An 18,298-nucleotide genomic window follows, 5' to 3' on the forward strand; every position below is an offset into this window, starting at 1 on the left:
ACTTCCACTACCACGGCGGCCAGCGCCTTTTTGCAAAATGCCCCGCCGCAAAACCGTCGGACGGCGTCGGGACCTAGAACGATACTAATCTCTTCGGCTACCACTTCCCGGATGCGCGGGCACCGGAGGCATGGGATTCCACCCGGTGTCCGAGAGGATCGTGCGTGATTCGCGCCATCCGCGCCACAGCGCGCCGGAGCCCTCAAGGGTGCGTTCCACCAGGACCAGCCGGGCTACTTCCTTGAGGAAAGTCAAGGCCGTCCCCGCCGCGAAACCGGCCCGGTTGTACTTGCCGTACGCCTTCAGGTAGTGCGCCACGTGTCCTCGGTTGCGCATCACGTAGCGCCGGCTGAGGTCGGAGGAATCATTGAGGTGGCGCAGCCCCAGGTCCACCTGCCGCTGGGCACGGACCTTCTTGATGACGAAGGCGTTCACGTACACCACCGGCGTCCGTTGTGCCGCGAGCCAGCCGTAGATGAGGTCGTCCCAGGTGATGAAGAAGCGCGGGTCCGGCAGTCCGATCTCCCGGGCCACCGAGGCCTTGACCAGCATGCCCTCGAAATTCCCCACGTTGGTGCGGAACACGTCCGAGTTCTTGAACACGTCCCGCGAGACCGGCAGGAAGACGCCCAGCGATTCCACGAAATGGTGCTGCCAGAAGAAGGGTTTGCCGTTGGCGTCGTACCGGCGGCCGATCATGCAGGAATACTCGGGCGTGAATTTGTCGAAGGCGTCCACGGCGCCGGGAAGGACCTCGACGTCGTCGTCCATCAGCCACAGCCACTCGGCCCCCGACTCCAGTGCGAGTTCGACGCCGCGGGAAAAGCCGCCGGCGCCGCCGACGTTCCGGTCCAGCCGCACGTACCGGATGGGCGGTCCGCCGGCGGACATCGCCTGCGCCACGACGTCGGCCGTGTGGTCGGTGCTGGCGTTGTCCACCACCAGGACCTGCGCGGGAGCGCTGCCCGGCCCGGTGAAGGAGTGGAGCAGGTTGCGCAGGAAGTCGGCCCGGTTAAATGTGACGACGACGGCGTACAGGTTGTCCACGGCGGCCTAGTTCCTGGCGGACATCAGTTCCGCGGGCGAGCCGAAGCCCTTGCCGCGGAAGCCCGTCGAGTAGGCGCCGAACCAGTGTGCCAGGCCCTTGAAGTCACCGTTCTTCAGGAAGTAGTACGGGAAACCGACGATGTCGGCGCTGAACCAGCGCAGGTTGCGGTATTTCCGGGTCAGGTAGCCGCGGTTGCGGAAATAGCAGTAGCGCTTGAACTCGCCCTCCGGGATGACGGGCGTGATGAAGCCGCCGAACACCGGCTTCATCTCGGTCCACGTGGCGGGGTGCTGCACGGCGACGGTGGCCAGGGTGCCGTATTTCAGGCCTGCCTTCTTCACCCGGGACAGGAAATCGACTTCATCCCCGCGGATAAAGAATTTCACGTCAGGGATGCCGATCTTGTAGAAGACCTCGGTCCGGATCAGCGCGCCGTTGAAGAAGTGCACCATGTCCGGGAGGTAGCCCATGGGCGCGAGCCGGGACCTGTCGTTGGTCAGCAGGCCGTTGATGCGGAAATTGAAGGAGAGCCGGTTGGGATCGGCGGTGGCGGCTACCAGCGGGCTGATGATGTCCAGCTGGTGCTCGTCGGCGGTGTGGAGCAGTTCGGCCAGGCAGGTGGCGTCCTCCGGGTGGCCGTCGTCGTCCATCATCCAGATCCATTCGGCGCCACTGGCCATGGCGGCGAGGATGGCGTAGGCGAACCCGCCGGCGCCGCCAAGGTTTGCTTCGGAGCGCAGGTAGTTGATGTTGTCCGCGCCCACGGCGTTGACGACGTCGGTGGCGGGGACGGTGCCGGAGTCCACCAGGGCGATGGAATGGATGGGAGCGGTTTGGGCGGCCAGGCCTGCCAGGAGCAGGGCCAACTCCTCGTGGCGGTCGAAGGTGACGGCCGCTACGGCGACTTTGGGCTGCATGTCAGTTTTCCGGAGCGGCGTCGGAGTCGCCCGCAACGGTGGCGTCCGGCCCACCGGCGGTTTCGGTGTGCGGTTCTTCCGCCGCCATCGGGATTTCGCCGAGCCCCAGGACGCCGGGGACGTGCTCGCGCAGCCGGTCGAGGCTGACCGACCCGTTGCGGACCACGCGGAGGATGGGCCCGGTGGCGTCCACGATGGTTGACGGGACGCCCGCTTCACCTTCAAGCGGGCGCGGCCCGCCTTCCAGGTACACCTCGACGGAGTCTGCCAGCTGTTCGCGCGCCGCTGCCGCGGTTTGCGCCGGTGCCTGGCCGGTGCGGTTGGCAGAGGAGACGGCGAGCGGGCCGGTCAGTGTCAGCAGTTCCAAGGCCACCTCGTCAGCGGGCATCCGCAGCGCCACGGTGCCCCTGGTCTCGCCGAGGTCCCAGTCGAGGGAGGGCTGGGCATGCAGGATCAGGGTGAGGCCGCCGGGCCAAAAAGCCTCGGCGAGCTTGCGCGCGTCAGCTGACACTTCTGTGGCCAGGCCGTCCAGTGCATTGATACGCGGAATCAGGACGGGCGGCGGCATGGTCCGGCTGCGGCCTTTTGAGACCAGCAGCATGGTGACGGCCTGCGGGGAGAATGCGTCTGCACCGATCCCGTAGACCGTGTCCGTGGGGAGAACCACGCACTTCTTTTCGCTGATGGCACGCTGGGCGTGTTCCAGGCCCTGTGCCCGCTCGTCGTCGATGGTGCAGTTGTAGGTTGTGGTCACTGGCCCATTCTTTCATTCCGTGTGGCCTGGTCCGCGAGCACGGCGCTGGTGGCGCGCTCCTTGCCGTTGAGGTCCAGGTGCGTACTGATGCTTGTCCAGGCGCCGGTCCGGTCGAGCACGGCGGCAATCCAGCCGGCCTGGACTTCAGCGTGTTCCATGACGAAGTAGCCCCCGGGGCGCAGGAGCCGGGCGGCCGAGGCCGCTGCCGCCGTCGGAAGTTCCATGCCGTCCGCTCCCCCGCCGTATAACGCCTCGGGCGGGTCATGCAGGGCCACTTCGGGTTCATTCGGGGTGGCCGCGGCGGGGATGTACGGCGGGTTGGAGATCACGACGTCGACTGTTCCGTTGAGTTCCGGCAGCGCATTGCGCAGGTCCCCCAGGACGAGGTTGACGCCGAGGGGTGCCAGGTTCTTCGCTGCCCAGGCGTGCGCAAACGGGCTGAACTCAACGGCGTGCACCTCGGCGTCGGGTACCTCGTGCGCGACGGACCCTGCGATGGCGCCCGAGCCGGTGCCCAGATCCACGATCCGGGGAGCCTGCATGCCCTTGACATGGTCAATGGCCAGCTGGACCACGGATTCGGTTTCCGGCCGAGGGATGAAGACGCCGGGACCGACCGCCAGTTCAAGGTAGCGGAAGTGCGCCACCCCGGTGATGTGCTGCAACGGCGTGCGGCGGACGCGTTCAGCCACCAGCTCGGCGTAGCCCGCGGGAGCAGGCGTATCGCCGAGCATCAGGGCCCGGAGGCGTCCCAGCCCAACGTTGAGGAGATGGTCCGCCAGCAGCTCGGCGTCGGCCCGGGGACTGGGGATACCGGCCTCGGCCAGGCGTTCCGCGGCCTCTCGGACCGCTGCGGCCAGGGACTGGGCAGGGGCCGTCTGGGTGGGCTCACTCATGGGTAGGCTTCCGGTCAGTCGCCGATGGCGTCCAGCCGCGCCTGCTCGTCCATCTCAATGGCGGACTGGATAACCGGTTCGAGGTCACCGTTCATCACCTGGTCCAGGTTGTACGCCTTGTAGCCGGTGCGGTGGTCCGCGATCCGGTTTTCCGGGTAGTTGTAGGTGCGGATGCGCTCGGAGCGGTCCATGGTGCGGATCTGGGACTTGCGCTGGGCCGAGTTTTCGGCGTCAATCTGCTCCTGCTGGTGCGCAAGAATGCGGGCGCGGAGCACGCGCATGCCGGCTTCGCGGTTTTGCAGCTGGGACTTCTCGTTCTGCATGGCCACCACGATGCCAGTGGGAAGGTGGGTGATGCGGACGGCCGAGTCCGTGGTGTTGACGGACTGGCCGCCGGGACCGGAGGAACGGTAGACGTCGATCTTGAGGTCGTTCTGGTTGATCTCGAGCTCTTCGGGCTCGTCCACCTCGGGCAGTACCAGCACGCCGGCGGCCGAGGTGTGGATGCGGCCTTGGGACTCGGTGACGGGCACGCGCTGGACGCGGTGCACGCCGCCTTCGAACTTGAGCCGGGCGTACACGCCCTCGGCGGGGTCGTTGGAGTTGCCCTTGACGGCCACCTGGACGTCCTTGTACCCGCCAAGGTCGGATTCCGTGGCGGAGATGATTTCGGTCTTCCAACCGCGGGACTCCGCGTACCGGGTGTACATGCGCAGCAGGTCGCCGGCGAACAGGGCGGCCTCGTCGCCGCCTTCGCCGCCCTTGACTTCGAGGATCACGTTGCGGGCGTCGTCGGGATCGCGCGGAATGAGCAGGCGCCGCAACTTGGCGGCAGCGGTCTCCAGCGAGGCTTCCAGTTCAGGGACCTCGGCAGCGAATTCGGGATCCTCCGCAGCCATCTCCTTGGCGGCAGCAAGGTCATCCCGGATGCCTTCCCACTTGTGGTAGGCCTCGACGATGCCATTAAGCTGAGCCGACCGACGCCCCAGCTTCCGGGCAAGCCGCTGGTCAGCGTAAACAGCAGGATCCCCCAGCTGCGCCTGGATAGCGTCATGCTCATCAAGCAGGCCCTGTACGGACTCAAACATTTTTCAAAACCTTTCGTTCTGTGCCCATTTTAAATCAGGCACAAGAAGCGGCGCGCCATGGTGAGCGAACCCCGCAACTGCCGCGCGGATGTTCCGCCCAGGGAGTGGCATCGGGCCTGTCGGAGCGTTGTAGCTGACGTACGCAGTACGTCAGCTACAACGCGAAGGGGCGGGGGCGGAACATCCGCGCGGCACCCACCGCACGAACGCACCAGCACCCGCCCCTAACTCAGCTACTTGTCGTTATCCGACTTCGCACCAAGCGTCGTCTTCTGGACCTGCATGAGGAACTCGACGTTGCTCTGGGTTTCCCGGATCTTGTTGGTGAGCAGTTCAAGGCTCTGCTGGGTCTCGAGTCCGGAGAGGACGCGGCGCAGCTTCCACATGATCTTGACTTCTTCGGGCGAGAGCAGGTTCTCTTCACGCCGGGTACCGGAGGCGTTCACGTCCACGGCAGGGAAGATGCGCTTGTCTGCCAGCTGGCGGGACAGGCGCAGTTCCATGTTTCCGGTGCCCTTGAACTCTTCGAAGATGACCTCGTCCATCTTGGAGCCGGTCTCGACGAGCGCGGTGGCCAGGATGGTGAGCGAGCCGCCGTTTTCGATGTTGCGGGCGGCGCCGAAGAAGCGCTTGGGCGGGTAGAGCGCGGCGGAGTCGACACCACCGGACAGGATGCGGCCGGAGGCCGGTGCTGCCAGGTTGTAGGCGCGGCCCAGGCGGGTCATGGAGTCAAGGAGGACCACCACGTCCATGCCCATTTCCACGAGGCGCTTGGCGCGTTCGATGGAGAGTTCGGCCACGGTGGTGTGGTCGTCGGCGGGACGGTCGAAGGTGGAGGCGATGACCTCGCCCTTGACGGTGCGCTGCATGTCCGTGACTTCTTCAGGACGTTCGTCAACGAGCACCATCATGAGGTGGACCTCAGGATTGTTGGTGGTGATGGCGTTGGCGATGGACTGCAGGATGAGGGTCTTGCCGGCCTTCGGCGGCGAGACGATCAGGCCACGCTGGCCCTTGCCGATCGGGGCGACCAGGTCGATGACCCGGGGACCGATTTTCTTGGGGTCGGTCTCGAGGCGGAGTCGCTCGGAGGGGTAGAGCGGCACCAGCTTGGCAAACTCGACGCGGTCCTTGAGTTCTTCGGCGGTCTTGCCGTTGACGGAGGTGACGCGGACCAGGGCGTTGAACTTCTGGCGGTTGGACTGCTGGTTGCTGCGGTCTTCGCCTTCGCGCGGGGCGCGGATGGCGCCGACGACGGCGTCGCCCTTGCGCAGGTTGTACTTCTTGACCTGGGCGAGCGAGACGTAGACGTCGTTGGGACCCGGAAGGTAGCCGGAGGTGCGGATAAACGCGTAGTTCTCCAGCACGTCCAGGATGCCGGCGACCGGAAGCAGGACGTCGTCTTCAGTGACCTCGACGTCGTCGACGTCCGGTCCCTGGTTGCGCCCGCGGCGGCGGTCGTTGCGGTCGCGGAAGCGGTCGTTGCGCGAGTTGTCGCGGTCCTGGCCGCCGGAGCGGTCGTTGCGGTCGTTCCGGTCGCGGCGGTTCCGGCGGTTGCGGCGGCTGCCGCCGTCGGTGTCGTCGTTGTCGCGGCCGCTGTCGCGGTTGCCGTCACGCTGGCCGGCGTCGCGGCTGCCGGCGTTGTCCCGGCCGCCGTCGGAATCCCGGGAGGTGGTGTCGCGGCCGCCGCGGGTGCGGCCGCCGTCACGGCGTTCGGTGCGCTGGCCGGCGTCGCCGGAGTCGGCTGCGGGGGCTTCGGTGCGCTGCTCGCCCGAACGCTGTTCCGTGGCCGGCTGCTCTGCCGGGGTTTCCACCGGAGCTTCCTGGACGGAGGCTGCAGCGGCCTCGCTGCGGCGGCGGTTGCGGGTGCGGGGCTGGCGGCGCTCGGTGGCGCTTTCCGTGCCCTCGGTGGTTTCGGCGGACACGGCCGACGGCGCCTCGGCGGCAGGCGCAGCAGCGGTTTCGACGACGGGAGCCGCGGCTGCCGGGGCAACCACGCCGTCACTGACAGCGCGGCGGCTGCGGCCACGGCCACGGGCCCGGGTGCCTTCTGCGGCGGGGGCCTCAGCGGCGGGAGCTTCCGAAGCGGCCGCCGGGGCGGCTGCGGTGGCCGGGGCCACGGCGATCTCCGGGGCCTTGACGGTTGCCTTGGCAGGAGCCTTGGCGGTGAGGGTTCCGGCACGGTGGGCGGAAATGGCCGAGACCAGGTCCCCCTTGCGCATGCGGGAGCCGCCGGAGATACCGAGCTGGCTGGCAAGGGCCTGCAGCTGGGCGAGCTTCAGGCCTGCAAGGCCGCTGCTCTTGGCGGGTGCAGCCGATGATTCGGCAGCAGAAGTTGTGTGGTCCACAGCTGGTGACAGCTCAGTGGTTTCGGTCACGAAGGATCCTTCCCCCTCGACGGCGTCCAGACGAGGAGCTGGACGCGATGATTTGATCTGGGCTGCAGTTCAGATCTGCAGCCGGGATTTTTCGGCCTTGCCGGATGGATTTCGGCCAGCAGGGCCGGATACTGATTCACCTTGCGCTGCACTCATGGAGCAACGCCGGGCTGACGGTTCAGGGGCAGTTGGATGCTGCAATTTCCTGCGACAGACCAAGCAGGCGGCACCGGAATACATTCACAGTCGGTAGATCAAAACAGCAACTGAATGCACGAGCAGATCAGATAGGCGGAATTACCGCCGGTGCATGTCCACCTTAGCACCTTCAACGTCCACCGCGAGCTTCAGTACGCGCCAGCCAATATCCGGCGTGTTGTTTGCGGTGAAGGACTCGATGAAGGCCAGTGCGTCCCCTGCCTGGGCCCCGCCGTTCGCCAGCACCAGCACGGTGGGGCCGGCACCGGAGACCACCGCGGCGTAGCCCGCTTTGCGCAGGGCGCCGATCAGCGCCGCACTGGGCCGCATGGCCTCTGCACGGTAGCTCTGGTGCAGGTAGTCTTCGGTGCCCGGCAACAGGAATTCAGGTTTTTGGGTAAGCGCATGGATCAGCAGCGCTGCACGGCCGGAATTCATCGCCGCAGCGTGGTGTCCCACGGAGGCCGGGAGCAGTGCCCGGGCCGCTTCCGTGGACAGTTCGAAGTCCGGCACGGCGACGATGGGAATGACGTCCCCGGCCACGGCGGCACTGGTGCTGCTGTACTGCTCACTGTCCTGCCATGACAGCGCCAGTCCGCCGAATATCGCGGGTGCGACGTTGTCCGGGTGGCCCTCCAGTTCGCTGGTGAGCTGGAGGATCCAGTCCTTTCCGCGTCGGCTGCCGGCAGGCACCATGGCGTTGGCGGCAGAGACGGCGGCCACCACGGCAGAGGCGGAGGAACCGAGCCCGCGCCCGTGCGGGTTGACGTTCTCGGCGGTCACCTTCAGGCCGCCGTGGCGGTAACCCAGCCGCTCGAACGCCGCATCCATGGCGCGGATGACCAGGTGGCTGGCATCGCGGGGCAGCGTTTCGGCACCCTCGCCGCGGAGCTCGAACAACAGTTCGTCCGTGTCCAGGCTTTCCACGGTGAGGGTGTCGTGCAGGGCCAGGGCAAGCCCCAGACTGTCGTAACCGGGGCCAAGGTTGGCCGACGTCGCGGGGACGCGGACGGTGACGCGCTGGCCCGGCTCGATGAGGTGCAGCCCGACGGCGGCCTGCGAGGTGGCGTCCAAGGCTACTTTTCTTCCAGTCCCAGCTCAGCGGCTACGGTGACGACGTCGTTGGGCACCTTGACTGGCTGCACGTCGCTGCCGTCTTCGGTGCGCAGGGCCCACTGCGGGTCCTTGAGGCCGTGCCCGGTGACGGTGATGACGATGGTCTTCCCACCCGGGACTTCACCTGCGGCGTGCTTCTTGAGCAGGCCCGCCACGCCGGCGGCGGAGCCGGGCTCCACGAAGACGCCCTCCTTTGCCGACAGCCAGCGGTGGGCGTGCAGGATTTCCTCGTCCGTGACGGCGTCGATGAGTCCGCCGGACTCGTCGCGTGCGCCTACCGCTCCGTCCCAGGATGCGGGGTTGCCGATGCGGATGGCAGTGGCGATGGTGTCCGGCTCGGTGATGGGGTGCCCGGCGACGAAGGGGGCGGCTCCGGCAGCCTGGAAGCCCCACATGGCAGGCGTCTTGGTGGAGACGGCGGGCAGCGTCCCGGCGGTCTCCGACTCAAACGGTGCGGAGTACTCCTTGTAGCCCTTCCAGTAGGCGGTGATGTTGCCGGCGTTGCCCACCGGCAGGACGTGGATGTCCGGTGCGTCGCCCAGGGCGTCCACCACTTCGAAGGCGCCGGTCTTCTGGCCCTGGATGCGGGCAGGGTTGACGGAGTTGACCAGGAAGACGGGGTAGGACTCCCCCAGCTTGCGGGCGATGTCCAGGCAGTTGTCGAAGTTGCCGTCAACCTGCAGCAAGGTGGCGCCGTGCGCGATGGCCTGGCTGAGCTTGCCCATGGAGATCTTGCCTTCGGGCACCAGGACGGCGCATTTCAGCCCGGCGGCGGTGGCGTAGGCGGCAGCGGAAGCGGAGGTGTTGCCGGTGGAGGCGCACACCACGGCCTTGGCGCCGGAAGCCACGGCCGCCGTCATGGCCATGGTCATGCCGCGGTCCTTGAAGGATCCGGTGGGGTTCATCCCCTCCACCTTCAGGTAGACCTGGGAGCCGGTGAGTTCGGACAGCTTCTGCGCGTGCACCAGCGGGGTGCCGCCCTCGCCCAGGGTGATGACCCTGGTGGACTCCGTCACGGGCAGACGGTCAGCGTATTCGCGGATGACGCCGCGCCATTGGTGAGCCACTTAGACTCCTTCTACCCGCAGAACGGATGTAACTGAATTGATGACGTCCAGGCCCTTCACGGCCTCGACGGTGGCTGCGAGGGCAGCCTCTGACGCGCGGTGGGTGACGATCCGCAGCTCGGCCGACTCCACGTTGGATTCGGCGTCGCGGTGGATGGTTTGCCGCATGATTTCGATGGACACGCCGTGCTCGGCAAAGAGCTGGGCGATCCGGGCCAGTACGCCGGGCTGGTCGGCGACGTCCAGCCCGATGTAGTAGCTGGTGGTTGCCGCCTCGATGGGCAGCGCCGGGACGTGGCCGGTGGTGGTCTCGGTGCGCTGCGGTCCGCCCAGGACCAGTCGGCGTGCGGCGGAAACGAGGTCTCCCATCACGGCGGACGCGGTGGGAGTACCGCCGGCGCCCTGGCCGTAGAACATCAGCTCGCCGGCGTTTTCGGCCTCGATGAAGACGGCGTTGAAGGCGCCGCGCACGGCCGCCAGCGGGTGCTCGCGCGGCAGCAGGGTGGGGTGGACCCGGACGGACACGCCTTCCTTGCCGTCGGCACCGGTCAGTTTCTCCGCGATGGCCAGCAGCTTGATGACGAAGCCGGCGTCTTTGGCCGCGGCGATGTCAGAGGCCGTGACGGCGGAAATCCCTTCGCAGTGGACGTTCTCCAGCGCGAACCGTGTGTGGAACGACAGCGACGCCAGGATGGCGGCCTTCGCCGCGGCGTCGTGCCCTTCGACGTCGGCGGTGGGGTCCGCTTCGGCGTAGCCGAGGCGCTGGGCTTCGGCGAGGGCGTCCGCGAACTGGGCACCTGTTGAATCCATCTGGTCGAGGATGAAGTTGGTGGTGCCGTTGACGATGCCCAGCACCCGGGTGATCCGGTCGCCGGAGAGGCTGTCGCGGATGGGGCGGAGGATCGGGATGGCTCCGGCGACGGCGGCTTCATAGGAGAGCTGGACGCCGGCTTTGTCTGCCTCTTCGTAGAGCGTTGGGCCATCCTGCGCCAGCAGGGCCTTGTTCCCGGTCACCACGCAGGCGCCGTTCTGCAGCGCAGAGAGGATCAGGGTGCGCGCCGGTTCGATGCCGCCCATCAGTTCAATCACCAGGTCCGCGTCCTTGACCAGGGTCCCGGCGTCGGTGGTGAAGAGTTCCTGGGGCAGTTCGACGTCGCGGTGGCCGTTGACGTTGCGCACGGCAATGCCGCTGAGCTGAAGGCGTGCCCCGGCGCGGGCGGCAAGGGCGTCGGCGTCCTCAAGCAGGATCCGCGCAACCTGGGCCCCTACGTTGCCACAGCCCAGCAGGGCCACTTTCAGGGTTCGCATTTCCGTCATTCAGGCTCCCATGTCGCGGTTCAAAAGATCTTCTTCGGTTTCCCCGCGGACAATCAGCCGGGCAGATCCGTCGCGCACCGCGACAACGCCCGGCCGGGCCAGATAGTTGTAGTTGCTCGAGAGGGCCCAGCAGTAGGCGCCGGTCCCCGGTACGGCAAGCAGATCACCGGCTGCCACGTCCCCGGGCAGATATACATCTCTAACAACTATGTCGCCGCTCTCGCAATGTTTGCCCACCACGCGGGACAACTGCGGGGCCGCGCCGGAGGTCCGGGAGGCCAGGACGGCCGAATAATCCGCGTCGTACAGCACCGGGCGGGCGTTGTCGCTCATGCCGCCGTCCACCGAAACATACCGGCGCGGATACGTAACGTTGTTGCCGCCGTCACCGCCGGACCCGGCCGGAGCGTCCACGCGAACCGTCTTGAGCGTACCCACCTCGTACAGGGTGAAGGTGGTGCTGCCCACGATGGCGCGGCCGGGTTCGATCGAGATGCGCGGCGCGTCGATGCCCAGCTCGGCGCAGGTGGAACGTACGACGGCGGCCATCGCGGTCGCGATCTCCGCTGCGGGGCGGGGGGTGTCCACCGGCGTGTAGGCGATGCCGTAGCCGCCGCCGAGGTCGAGTTCCGGCATGGTGATGGAGTATTTGTCCTGCATGGCCGCCAGGAAGCGCAGCAGTTTTTCGGCGGCCAGCGCGAAGCCGTCGGGTTCGAAGATCTGCGACCCGATGTGGCAGTGCAGGCCCAGCAATTCGATGCCGGAGTGGGTTGCCGCCGCGGCAACTGCTTCTTCGGCTGCGGAGACGCCTGCTTCCGCGGTGGTGTCCGCAGCCATCGAGAGGCCGAACTTCTGGTCCTCGTGCGCGGTGGCGATGAACTCGTGGGTGTGGGCGTGCACGCCGGGCGTGAGCCGGAGCATGACCTTGGCCTGTTCACCGCGGGCCTGCGCGATGGCCCCGACGCGGACCAGCTCGTCCAGGCTGTCCACCACGATGCGGCCGAGCTTCATGTCCAGCGCCCGGTGGATCTCGGCGTCGGATTTGTTGTTGCCGTGCAGTGCCACCCGTTCGCCGGGAATTCCGGCGCGTGCTGCCACCGCCAGTTCGCCGCCCGATGCGGTATCAAGGCGCAGCCCTTCCTCCTCGACCCACTTCACCACGGCGGTGCACAGGAAGGACTTCCCTGCGTAGTAGACGTCCACGCCGCCGCAGATATCGGCGAAGGCGGCGTCGAAGGAATCCTTGAAGGCCCGGGCTCGGGAGCGGAAGTCAGCCTCGTCCATGACGAACAGCGGGGTCCCGAACTGCTCCTGCAGGGCATGGACGTCCACTCCCCCTACAGTGAGGGCGCCGCCGGCGTTCCGGACCACGCTGCCGGCCCACATGGGCTGGTGAAGCGCGTTCAGGTCGGCCGGGACCTGCAGCCATTCGGGGGCCAGCGGGGACGCGGTGTTCGAGGATACTGGCACGGTGCTCACATCCGCTCCGGCGCCGAAACGCCCAGGAGGTCCAGTCCGTTGGCGAGCACCTGGCTGGTGGCGTCGTTGAGCCACAGCCGGGTGCGGTTGAGGTCGGTGACCGGTTCGTCGCCCATGGGCGCAATCCGGCACGCGTCATACCACCGGTGGTATGCTCCGGCGATGGCTTCGAGGTGGCGTGCCACGCGGTGCGGTTCGCGAAGTTCCGCCGCCTTCGCCACGATGGACGGGTAGCTGCCCAGGTAGGAAAGCAGTTCGTTTTCCGTGGCGTGGTCCAGCAGCGAAGCCTCGAAGCTGTCGCGGCCGTCCACCTGGCGTTCCACGCCGGCGGCCACCGCATTGCGCGCAGCGCCGCGGGAACGGGCGTGGGCGTACTGGACGTAGAACACCGGGTTCTCGTTGCTGTGCTTCTTGAGCAGCTCGGGGTCCAGGGTCAGCGGTGAATCGGCCGGGAACCGGGCCAGCGAGTAGCGGACTGCGTCCTTGCCCAGCCATTCGATCAGGTCCTTGAGCTCGATGATGTTGCCCGCGCGCTTGGACAGCTTGGCTCCGTTGACGGAGACCAGCTGGCCGATCAGGACCTCGATGTTGACCTCGGGATCGTCGCCCGCGGCCGCGGCAATCGCCTTGAGCCGGTTGATGTAACCGTGGTGGTCGGCACCGAGCAGGTAGATCTTCTCGGTGAAGCCGCGGTCCTTCTTGGACAGGTAGTAGGCGGCGTCGGCGGCGAAGTAGGTGGGCTCGCCGTTGGCGCGGACCATTACGCGGTCCTTGTCGTCGCCAAAGTCCGTGGTCCGCAGCCAGACCGCACCGCCGTCGTCGAACACGTGGCCCTGTTCGCGCAGGCGCGCCACGGCACTCTCGATCGCGCCGGCGTCGTGCAGCTCCTGCTCGGAGAAGAAGACGTCGAACTCGACGCCGAAGTCCGCCAGCGTGACCTTGATGTCCTTCATCTGGGCTTCGTAGGCCGCGGCGCGGATGACGGGCAGCGCGGCCACCTCAGTGAGTTCCCGGATGTCCGGGTGCGCGGTGAGGACCTCGTGGCCGAGGTCGGCGATGTACTGCCCGGGGTAGCCGCCGTCGGGCACCGGAAGGCCGTGCAACCGGTTGTAGACGGAATGGGCGAAGGTGTTCATCTGCGACCCGGCGTCGTTGATGTAGTACTCGGCCGTGACGTCGGCGCCGGAAGCGCGCAGCACGCGCGCGATGGCATCCCCGAGCGCTGCCCAGCGGGTGTGGCCGATATGCAGCGGCCCGGTGGGATTCGCGGAGACGAACTCCATGTTGACGGTGTGTCCGGCGAGCGCGGTGTTGGTGCCGTAGCTCCGGCCGTCCTCGACGATGGCTTTGGCCAGGGCACCGGCTGCCGCGGCGTCAACGGTGATGTTCAGGAAGCCCGGGCCGGCGATGTCCACGGCGGAAACACCATTGATGGACTTCAGCCGGGTACTGAGGATGGCAGCGAATTCACGCGGGTTGGTCCCTGCCGGCTTGGCGAGCTGGAGGGCGATGTTGGTGGCCCAGTCGCCGTGGTCCCTGTTCTTGGGTCGCTCCACGCGCACCTCAGCAGGAATCGCTGATTCCGCAAGGGCGATTTCGCCGGCGGCGACGGCGTCCTTGAGGCAGGCGGATATGGCGAGGGAAAGTTCTTCGGGAGTCACCCCCCTAGCCTACCGGGGGCCAGTGACAGCAAAGAATTTAACGCCGGCCGGAGCCCCGGTGAACCTTTCGGGCCGATCCGGCGTTGTCCAGAGCGTAGCCACTGCCGCACGGCATGATCCCGAGTGAAACGAGAGCCTTCATGAGACCCTCCACCCGCACAAGCCCGTCCGTACCCGCAGGCTCCCCGGCAGCGGGCGGCGCCCTCCGCCGGACCCTCTACGCCGGAATCGCCGGCTTATCACTGGCCGGAACCGTGGCGGGCTGTGCACCCTCGGCGGCCGAAGCCCCGGCGGCCACCAACGGCGCCGCCGGAAACCCCTCCGCCGCACCCTCGGGCGGGTCCACCGCCCTGGCCGGCAGCGGTGGCAGCTACAAGGACGGCACCTACAGCGCGGACGGCAACTATGTCTCGCCCAACGGCACGGAGACCGTCGGGGTGCAGTTGACGCTGGCCGCGGGAAAAGTCACCGGTGTGCAGATCACCCAGCACCCGTCCAACCCGAACACCCGCAAGTTCCAGGGCGAATTCGCCGGCGGCATCGCGGCGCAGGTGGTGGGCAAGAACCTCGACGAGCTCAACGTTTCCAAGGTCGCCGGTTCGTCCCTGACCAGCGGAGGCTTCAACCAGGCCGTGGGCAAGATCAAGTCGGAGGCGCAGTAGGGGGTGTCCGGCACGGACTGGGAGGGCTTTGCGTTCCAGGGGATCGGCACCGACTGGGAGATCTCCACACCCCTGCCCCTGACGGCGGAGTTGCGGGCGCGCCTCCTTTACCGCGTTGAAAGGTTCGACGCCGTATGGTCCCGGTTCAGGGGCGACTCGCTGGTGGCGGCGATGGCCCGCACACCGGGGCGTTACAGGTTTCCCGACGAGGCCGCAGCGCTTGGCAGACTCTATTCCACCCTGTACGGGTTGACCGGTGGCGCCATGACGCCGCTGATCGGCGCCAGCCTGGAGCGCCTGGGGTACGATCCCGGCTACTCGCTCCGGCCGGCAGGTCCACCACTCCCCGCGCCCGCCTGGGAGTCGGTCCTTAGTTGGTCCGGGACCAACCTGACGGCCAGTGATCCAGTGGTGCTGGACATCGGGGCCGCCGGCAAGGGTTTGTTGGTGGACCTGCTTGCCGCCGAACTGGAGGACGCCGGCGCCGGCTCCTTCATCATCGATGCCAGCGGCGACCTGCTGGCCCGCGGCGAAGACCCCGTCAGTGTTGCCCTCGAACACCCTTACAACCCGGCCCAGGCCATCGGCGTCGTGGAGCTGGCCGGGCGGGCCCTGTGTGCTTCCGCGGCAAACCGGCGTGCCTGGGGCGACGGACTGCACCATGTACTCGACGGAACAACCGGACAGCCGGTCCGGACCGCCGTCGCCACCTGGGCGCTTGCGGACACCGCGATGCTGGCCGACGCCCTGGCAACGGCGCTTTTCTTCGTTCCGGGCGGCACGCTCCAGGAGGAGTTCGAGTTTTCCTGGCTGACTGTCTTTTCCGACGGCAGCGCAGCCTATTCAGCCGCCTTCGAAGGGACACTGTTCTCATGAACCCCGTGGAAACGCCCCAAACGGACCCGCTTCCCTCCCTGGCCGCCCGGGTGGGCTCTGCCGTGGGCAAACTCACCATGTACCGGCTGATCCTGCTGGTCCTGGCCGTCCTTGCCGCCTACAGCCTGCTCCTTGACGTGCTGGGCTGGTTGACGTTCGGCATTCCGGAGATGCTGGCACACCTGGCACTGTGCCTGGGGCTGACCTACGCCACCAACCGTGGGCTGGCAGCGCTTTTCCGGGTGAACCCCCATTCGGAGTCTTCGCTGATTACCGGGCTCCTGTTGTATTTCCTGTTCTGGCCGTCCCTGCAACCGATGGATCTCGCGGGGGTGGCGCTGGCATGCGTGCTGGCGTCGGCGTCGAAATATGCCTTGGCATGGCGGGGCCGGCACATCTTCAATCCGGCCGCGGCGGGGGCCTTCGTCACCGGGCTCACCGGGCTGAACATCGCCACCTGGTGGGCCGCGACTCCTGCCATGCTGTGGCTGGTGGTTCCGGGCGTGCTGCTGGTCCTGTACCGGACCCGCAAGGTGCTGATGGCGTCGGTATTCACCGTGGTGGCCACCGCGGTCATCACCGGTGAACTGCTCCGTGCGGGCATGACGGCCGGCATGGGCGCCTACCAGGCCGTGGCCCAGCGGCCGGTGCTGTTCTTCGTGGGATTCATGCTCACCGAACCTTTGACCCTGCCTCCGCGGCGTTGGCAGCAACTGTCCCTGGCCGCCGTGGTGGGAATCCTGTTTGCCGTCCCCTACAACCTGGGAATTTTTGCGAATTCGCCGGAAGCGGCCCTCTTGGCCGGCAACCTCCTGGCATTCATGGCCGGCCAGCGCGGCGCGGTGAAACTGCGGCTCGCGGGCACCCGGCCCCTCACTCCCAGCACTACGGAGTTCTCGTTCGAACCGTCCCGGCCGGTCCGCTTCGTGCCCGGGCAATACATGGAACTGGATCTTCCGCACGGGAAGAGTGACGGCAAAGGCCGGCGCCGGGTGTTCAGCCTGACGGGCTCCCCGCGCGACCGGTTACTCCGGTTCGGGGTGCGGACGGCCGGGCCGCTGTCCGGGGCCAAAAAGGCGCTAATGGACCTCCGCCCGGGAGATGAAGTCACGGCTACGTCCGTTGGCGGCGATTTCGTCCTTCCCCGCGATCCCCACAGGCCCGTGCTCCTGGTCGCGGCGGGCATCGGTATCACCCCGTTCGTATCGCATCTGTCCGCCGGAGGACTGCGGGACCGGGATGCCGTGCTCCTGCTGCTGGCCCGGAGCGCGGACGAGGTGGCGTATGCGGACGAACTCCGCACCTCGGGCATCCGGGTCCTGGTCCGGGTGGCGGATGGTTCCGTGCCGCCGCCGGGACTGGCTCCCGCTTCCCCCGGACCCGAAGATGCCGGCCCCGACACCCCGGGTCAAAGGCTGGACGCGGGGATGCTCACCGCGCTGGTCCCGGATATCGCCGGCCGGGAGGTCTATGTGTCCGGTTCCCCGGCGAGCGTTGCAGCGTTGCGCCGCACAGCCCGCAGGGCGGGTGCGCGCCGCGTCCACACAGATTCCTTTTCCGGCTACTGAGGGGGCCGCCGCCGGCCCAAAGCGTGCCGACGAGGACGGTTTTCCCTTGCGGGCCACCTTCCTGCTAAGCTCTAGGACGTCCCGCCGGCAACGGCAGGAAACACGGATTGCCCTCGTAGCTCAGGGGATAGAGCGTCTGCCTCCGGAGCAGAAGGTCGTAGGTTCGAATCCTATCGAGGGCACCACAGGAAAACCCCGCCGCTTCAGTGAAGCGGCGGGGTTTTCCGGTTTTGGCCGCATCAGAAATGCAGTGCGGCCTCATCCGGTGTGGCCAGGGTCAGCACGGCTTCCTCTACCGTTTCGTGGTCCTCCAGTTCGCGCTCGATCCGGCGCAGGGCCACCGCCACTTCGTGCTCAGGATGGTCGCCCTGCAAGTCCACGGCGGCGACAAGGTACAGCTTCCGGGGCCCGACGAATTCAAGGTGCAGATACGTGAGCCTGGCGATGTCCTGGTGCTCCAACATCCGCCGTGCCATAGACCGTTCGATGTCCGGGGTGACGCCTTGGCCCACCAGGAAGCGCCGGTTGCGGTCGATCAGCAGGACGGCGACGACGGCGAGCAGCACCCCCACGACGATCGAACCGATGGCATCGGGCAGCGGCGAGCCGGTGGCCTGGTGCAGGAACACGCCGATAAAGGCCACGACGAGTCCGATCAACGCGGCCGCATCCTCCGCGAAGACGGCCCGCAGGGTGGGGTCGGAGCTGATGAGGACCTGCTCCAGGGTGTGCCGTTCCAGCTTGTGGGCCGCCTTCCGGGTTTCCCGGAAGGCCTGGATGAAGGAAATCCCCTCAAAAACGAACGCGACGGCCAGGACCACGTAGGCCACCATGAAGTCTGCCGCAGGCTCGGGCTGAATAATCTCCTGGATGCCGTGCATGATGGAAACCACCGCGCCGGCGGTAAAAAGCCCAAACGCTGCGAACATCGACCACACGTACGCTTCCCGCCCATAGCCCATGGGGTGGCCCTTGTCGCGGGGCCGGGCGGACCGCCGCTCCGCGAAGAACAGGAAGACCTGGTTTCCGGTGTCCGCCCAGGAATGCGCTGCCTCCGCGGCCATGGAGGCCGACCCGGACAGGACGGCCGCCACCGATTTGGCCGCCGCCACAAGGATATTGGCGGCGAAGGCGATAATGACCGTCAGCAGCGTGGAACTGGACTTGGATTGCTTTTCGGTTTGCGCCATGCGCCTACCGTACCCAACTGCCGGGCTTCCGGACGCCGGCGCGGCCCATCAAGTCCGGGTGCCGCGCCTTCTGCCGAATGTCA

Annotated in this window: 15 protein-coding genes and 1 tRNA gene; 4 read left to right on the plus strand and 12 right to left on the minus strand. The window is 67.3% G+C overall.

Features of this window, described 5'->3' with window-relative positions:
- Positions 1–84: 84 nt before the first annotated feature.
- The 11 genes from ACFVVC_RS05795 to argS form a co-directional block, all read right to left on the minus strand.
- Entirely contained in the window at positions 85–1,047 is a 963-nt protein-coding gene (locus tag ACFVVC_RS05795; RefSeq protein ID WP_387450107.1) for a glycosyltransferase, read from the minus strand.
- Positions 1,048–1,053: 6 nt separating this feature from the next.
- Positions 1,054–1,965: a glycosyltransferase gene (locus ACFVVC_RS05800; protein ID WP_387450109.1), complete on the minus strand. Its 912-nt coding sequence runs from the start codon at positions 1,963–1,965 to the stop codon at positions 1,054–1,056.
- Between the two features lies 1 nt (position 1,966).
- On the minus strand, positions 1,967–2,719 hold the full coding sequence (locus tag ACFVVC_RS05805) for an L-threonylcarbamoyladenylate synthase (protein ID WP_387450111.1): 753 nt from the start codon (positions 2,717–2,719) through the stop codon (positions 1,967–1,969).
- A complete protein-coding gene (gene prmC / locus ACFVVC_RS05810) occupies positions 2,716–3,615 on the minus strand; it encodes a peptide chain release factor N(5)-glutamine methyltransferase (protein ID WP_387450112.1) in 900 nt (299 codons plus the stop codon). The genes ACFVVC_RS05805 and prmC overlap by 4 nt, the downstream gene beginning before the upstream one ends.
- A 14-nt stretch (positions 3,616–3,629) precedes the next feature.
- Positions 3,630–4,703, minus strand: a complete 1,074-nt coding sequence (prfA, locus tag ACFVVC_RS05815; RefSeq protein WP_387450114.1) for a peptide chain release factor 1 — start codon at positions 4,701–4,703, stop codon at positions 3,630–3,632.
- 233 nt (positions 4,704–4,936) lie between these two features.
- Complete coding sequence (gene rho, locus ACFVVC_RS05820; protein ID WP_387450116.1) at positions 4,937–7,081, minus strand: transcription termination factor Rho; 2,145 nt, start codon at positions 7,079–7,081, stop codon at positions 4,937–4,939.
- Positions 7,082–7,378: 297 nt separating this feature from the next.
- Positions 7,379–8,353, minus strand: a complete 975-nt coding sequence (gene thrB, locus ACFVVC_RS05825) for a homoserine kinase (RefSeq protein ID WP_387450118.1) — start codon at positions 8,351–8,353, stop codon at positions 7,379–7,381.
- A gap of 2 nt (positions 8,354–8,355) precedes the next feature.
- The gene (gene thrC / locus ACFVVC_RS05830) at positions 8,356–9,462 is read right to left on the minus strand and encodes a threonine synthase (protein ID WP_018760134.1); all 1,107 of its coding nucleotides are present in this window, start codon (positions 9,460–9,462) and stop codon (positions 8,356–8,358) included.
- The gene (locus tag ACFVVC_RS05835; protein WP_018760135.1) at positions 9,463–10,779 is read right to left on the minus strand and encodes a homoserine dehydrogenase; all 1,317 of its coding nucleotides are present in this window, start codon (positions 10,777–10,779) and stop codon (positions 9,463–9,465) included.
- Positions 10,780–12,258, minus strand: coding sequence for a diaminopimelate decarboxylase (gene lysA, locus ACFVVC_RS05840; RefSeq protein ID WP_387450120.1), 1,479 nt, complete (start codon positions 12,256–12,258; stop codon positions 10,780–10,782).
- Complete coding sequence (gene argS, locus ACFVVC_RS05845; protein ID WP_387450123.1) at positions 12,255–13,919, minus strand: arginine--tRNA ligase; 1,665 nt, start codon at positions 13,917–13,919, stop codon at positions 12,255–12,257. Before argS ends, lysA begins: the two co-directional genes overlap by 4 nt.
- Before the next feature lie 140 nt (positions 13,920–14,059).
- On the opposite strand from argS, the gene ACFVVC_RS05850 reads away from it, so the two are divergent.
- From ACFVVC_RS05850 to ACFVVC_RS05865, 4 genes are all read left to right on the plus strand, one after another.
- Complete coding sequence (locus ACFVVC_RS05850) at positions 14,060–14,581, plus strand: hypothetical protein (RefSeq protein WP_387450125.1); 522 nt, start codon at positions 14,060–14,062, stop codon at positions 14,579–14,581.
- Between the two features lie 3 nt (positions 14,582–14,584).
- Positions 14,585–15,457, plus strand: coding sequence for an FAD:protein FMN transferase (locus ACFVVC_RS05855; protein ID WP_387450126.1), 873 nt, complete (start codon positions 14,585–14,587; stop codon positions 15,455–15,457).
- On the plus strand, positions 15,454–17,025 hold the full coding sequence (locus ACFVVC_RS05860; protein WP_387450128.1) for a ferredoxin--NADP reductase: 1,572 nt from the start codon (positions 15,454–15,456) through the stop codon (positions 17,023–17,025). Before ACFVVC_RS05855 ends, ACFVVC_RS05860 begins: the two co-directional genes overlap by 4 nt.
- A 109-nt stretch (positions 17,026–17,134) precedes the next feature.
- Positions 17,135–17,210: transfer RNA gene (locus tag ACFVVC_RS05865), tRNA-Arg, on the plus strand.
- 54 nt (positions 17,211–17,264) lie between these two features.
- Here the strand turns inward: ACFVVC_RS05865 and ACFVVC_RS05870 are convergent.
- Positions 17,265–18,215 carry a cation diffusion facilitator family transporter gene (locus ACFVVC_RS05870; protein WP_387450130.1) on the minus strand — a complete coding sequence of 317 codons (951 nt, stop codon included), beginning with the start codon at positions 18,213–18,215 and terminating at the stop codon, positions 17,265–17,267.
- Positions 18,216–18,298 lie beyond the last annotated feature (83 nt).

It is taken from the genome of Pseudarthrobacter sp. NPDC058196, from assembly GCF_042882685.1.
Classification (GTDB): Bacteria; Actinomycetota; Actinomycetes; order Actinomycetales; family Micrococcaceae; genus Arthrobacter.

Excerpts from the sequence above, each read along its gene's own strand:
- ACFVVC_RS05800 (WP_387450109.1), bottom strand. The coding sequence starts at position 1,965 with ATGCAGCCCAAAGTCGCCGTAGCGGCCGTCACCTTCGACCGCCACGAG.
- prmC (WP_387450112.1), bottom strand. The coding sequence starts at position 3,615 with ATGAGTGAGCCCACCCAGACGGCCCCTGCCCAGTCCCTGGCCGCAGCG.
- prfA (WP_387450114.1), bottom strand. The coding sequence starts at position 4,703 with ATGTTTGAGTCCGTACAGGGCCTGCTTGATGAGCATGACGCTATCCAG.
- ACFVVC_RS05835 (WP_018760135.1), bottom strand. The coding sequence starts at position 10,779 with ATGACGGAAATGCGAACCCTGAAAGTGGCCCTGCTGGGCTGTGGCAAC.
- ACFVVC_RS05850 (WP_387450125.1), top strand. The coding sequence starts at position 14,060 with ATGAGACCCTCCACCCGCACAAGCCCGTCCGTACCCGCAGGCTCCCCG.
- ACFVVC_RS05860 (WP_387450128.1), top strand. The coding sequence starts at position 15,454 with ATGAACCCCGTGGAAACGCCCCAAACGGACCCGCTTCCCTCCCTGGCC.
- ACFVVC_RS05870 (WP_387450130.1), bottom strand. The coding sequence starts at position 18,215 with ATGGCGCAAACCGAAAAGCAATCCAAGTCCAGTTCCACGCTGCTGACG.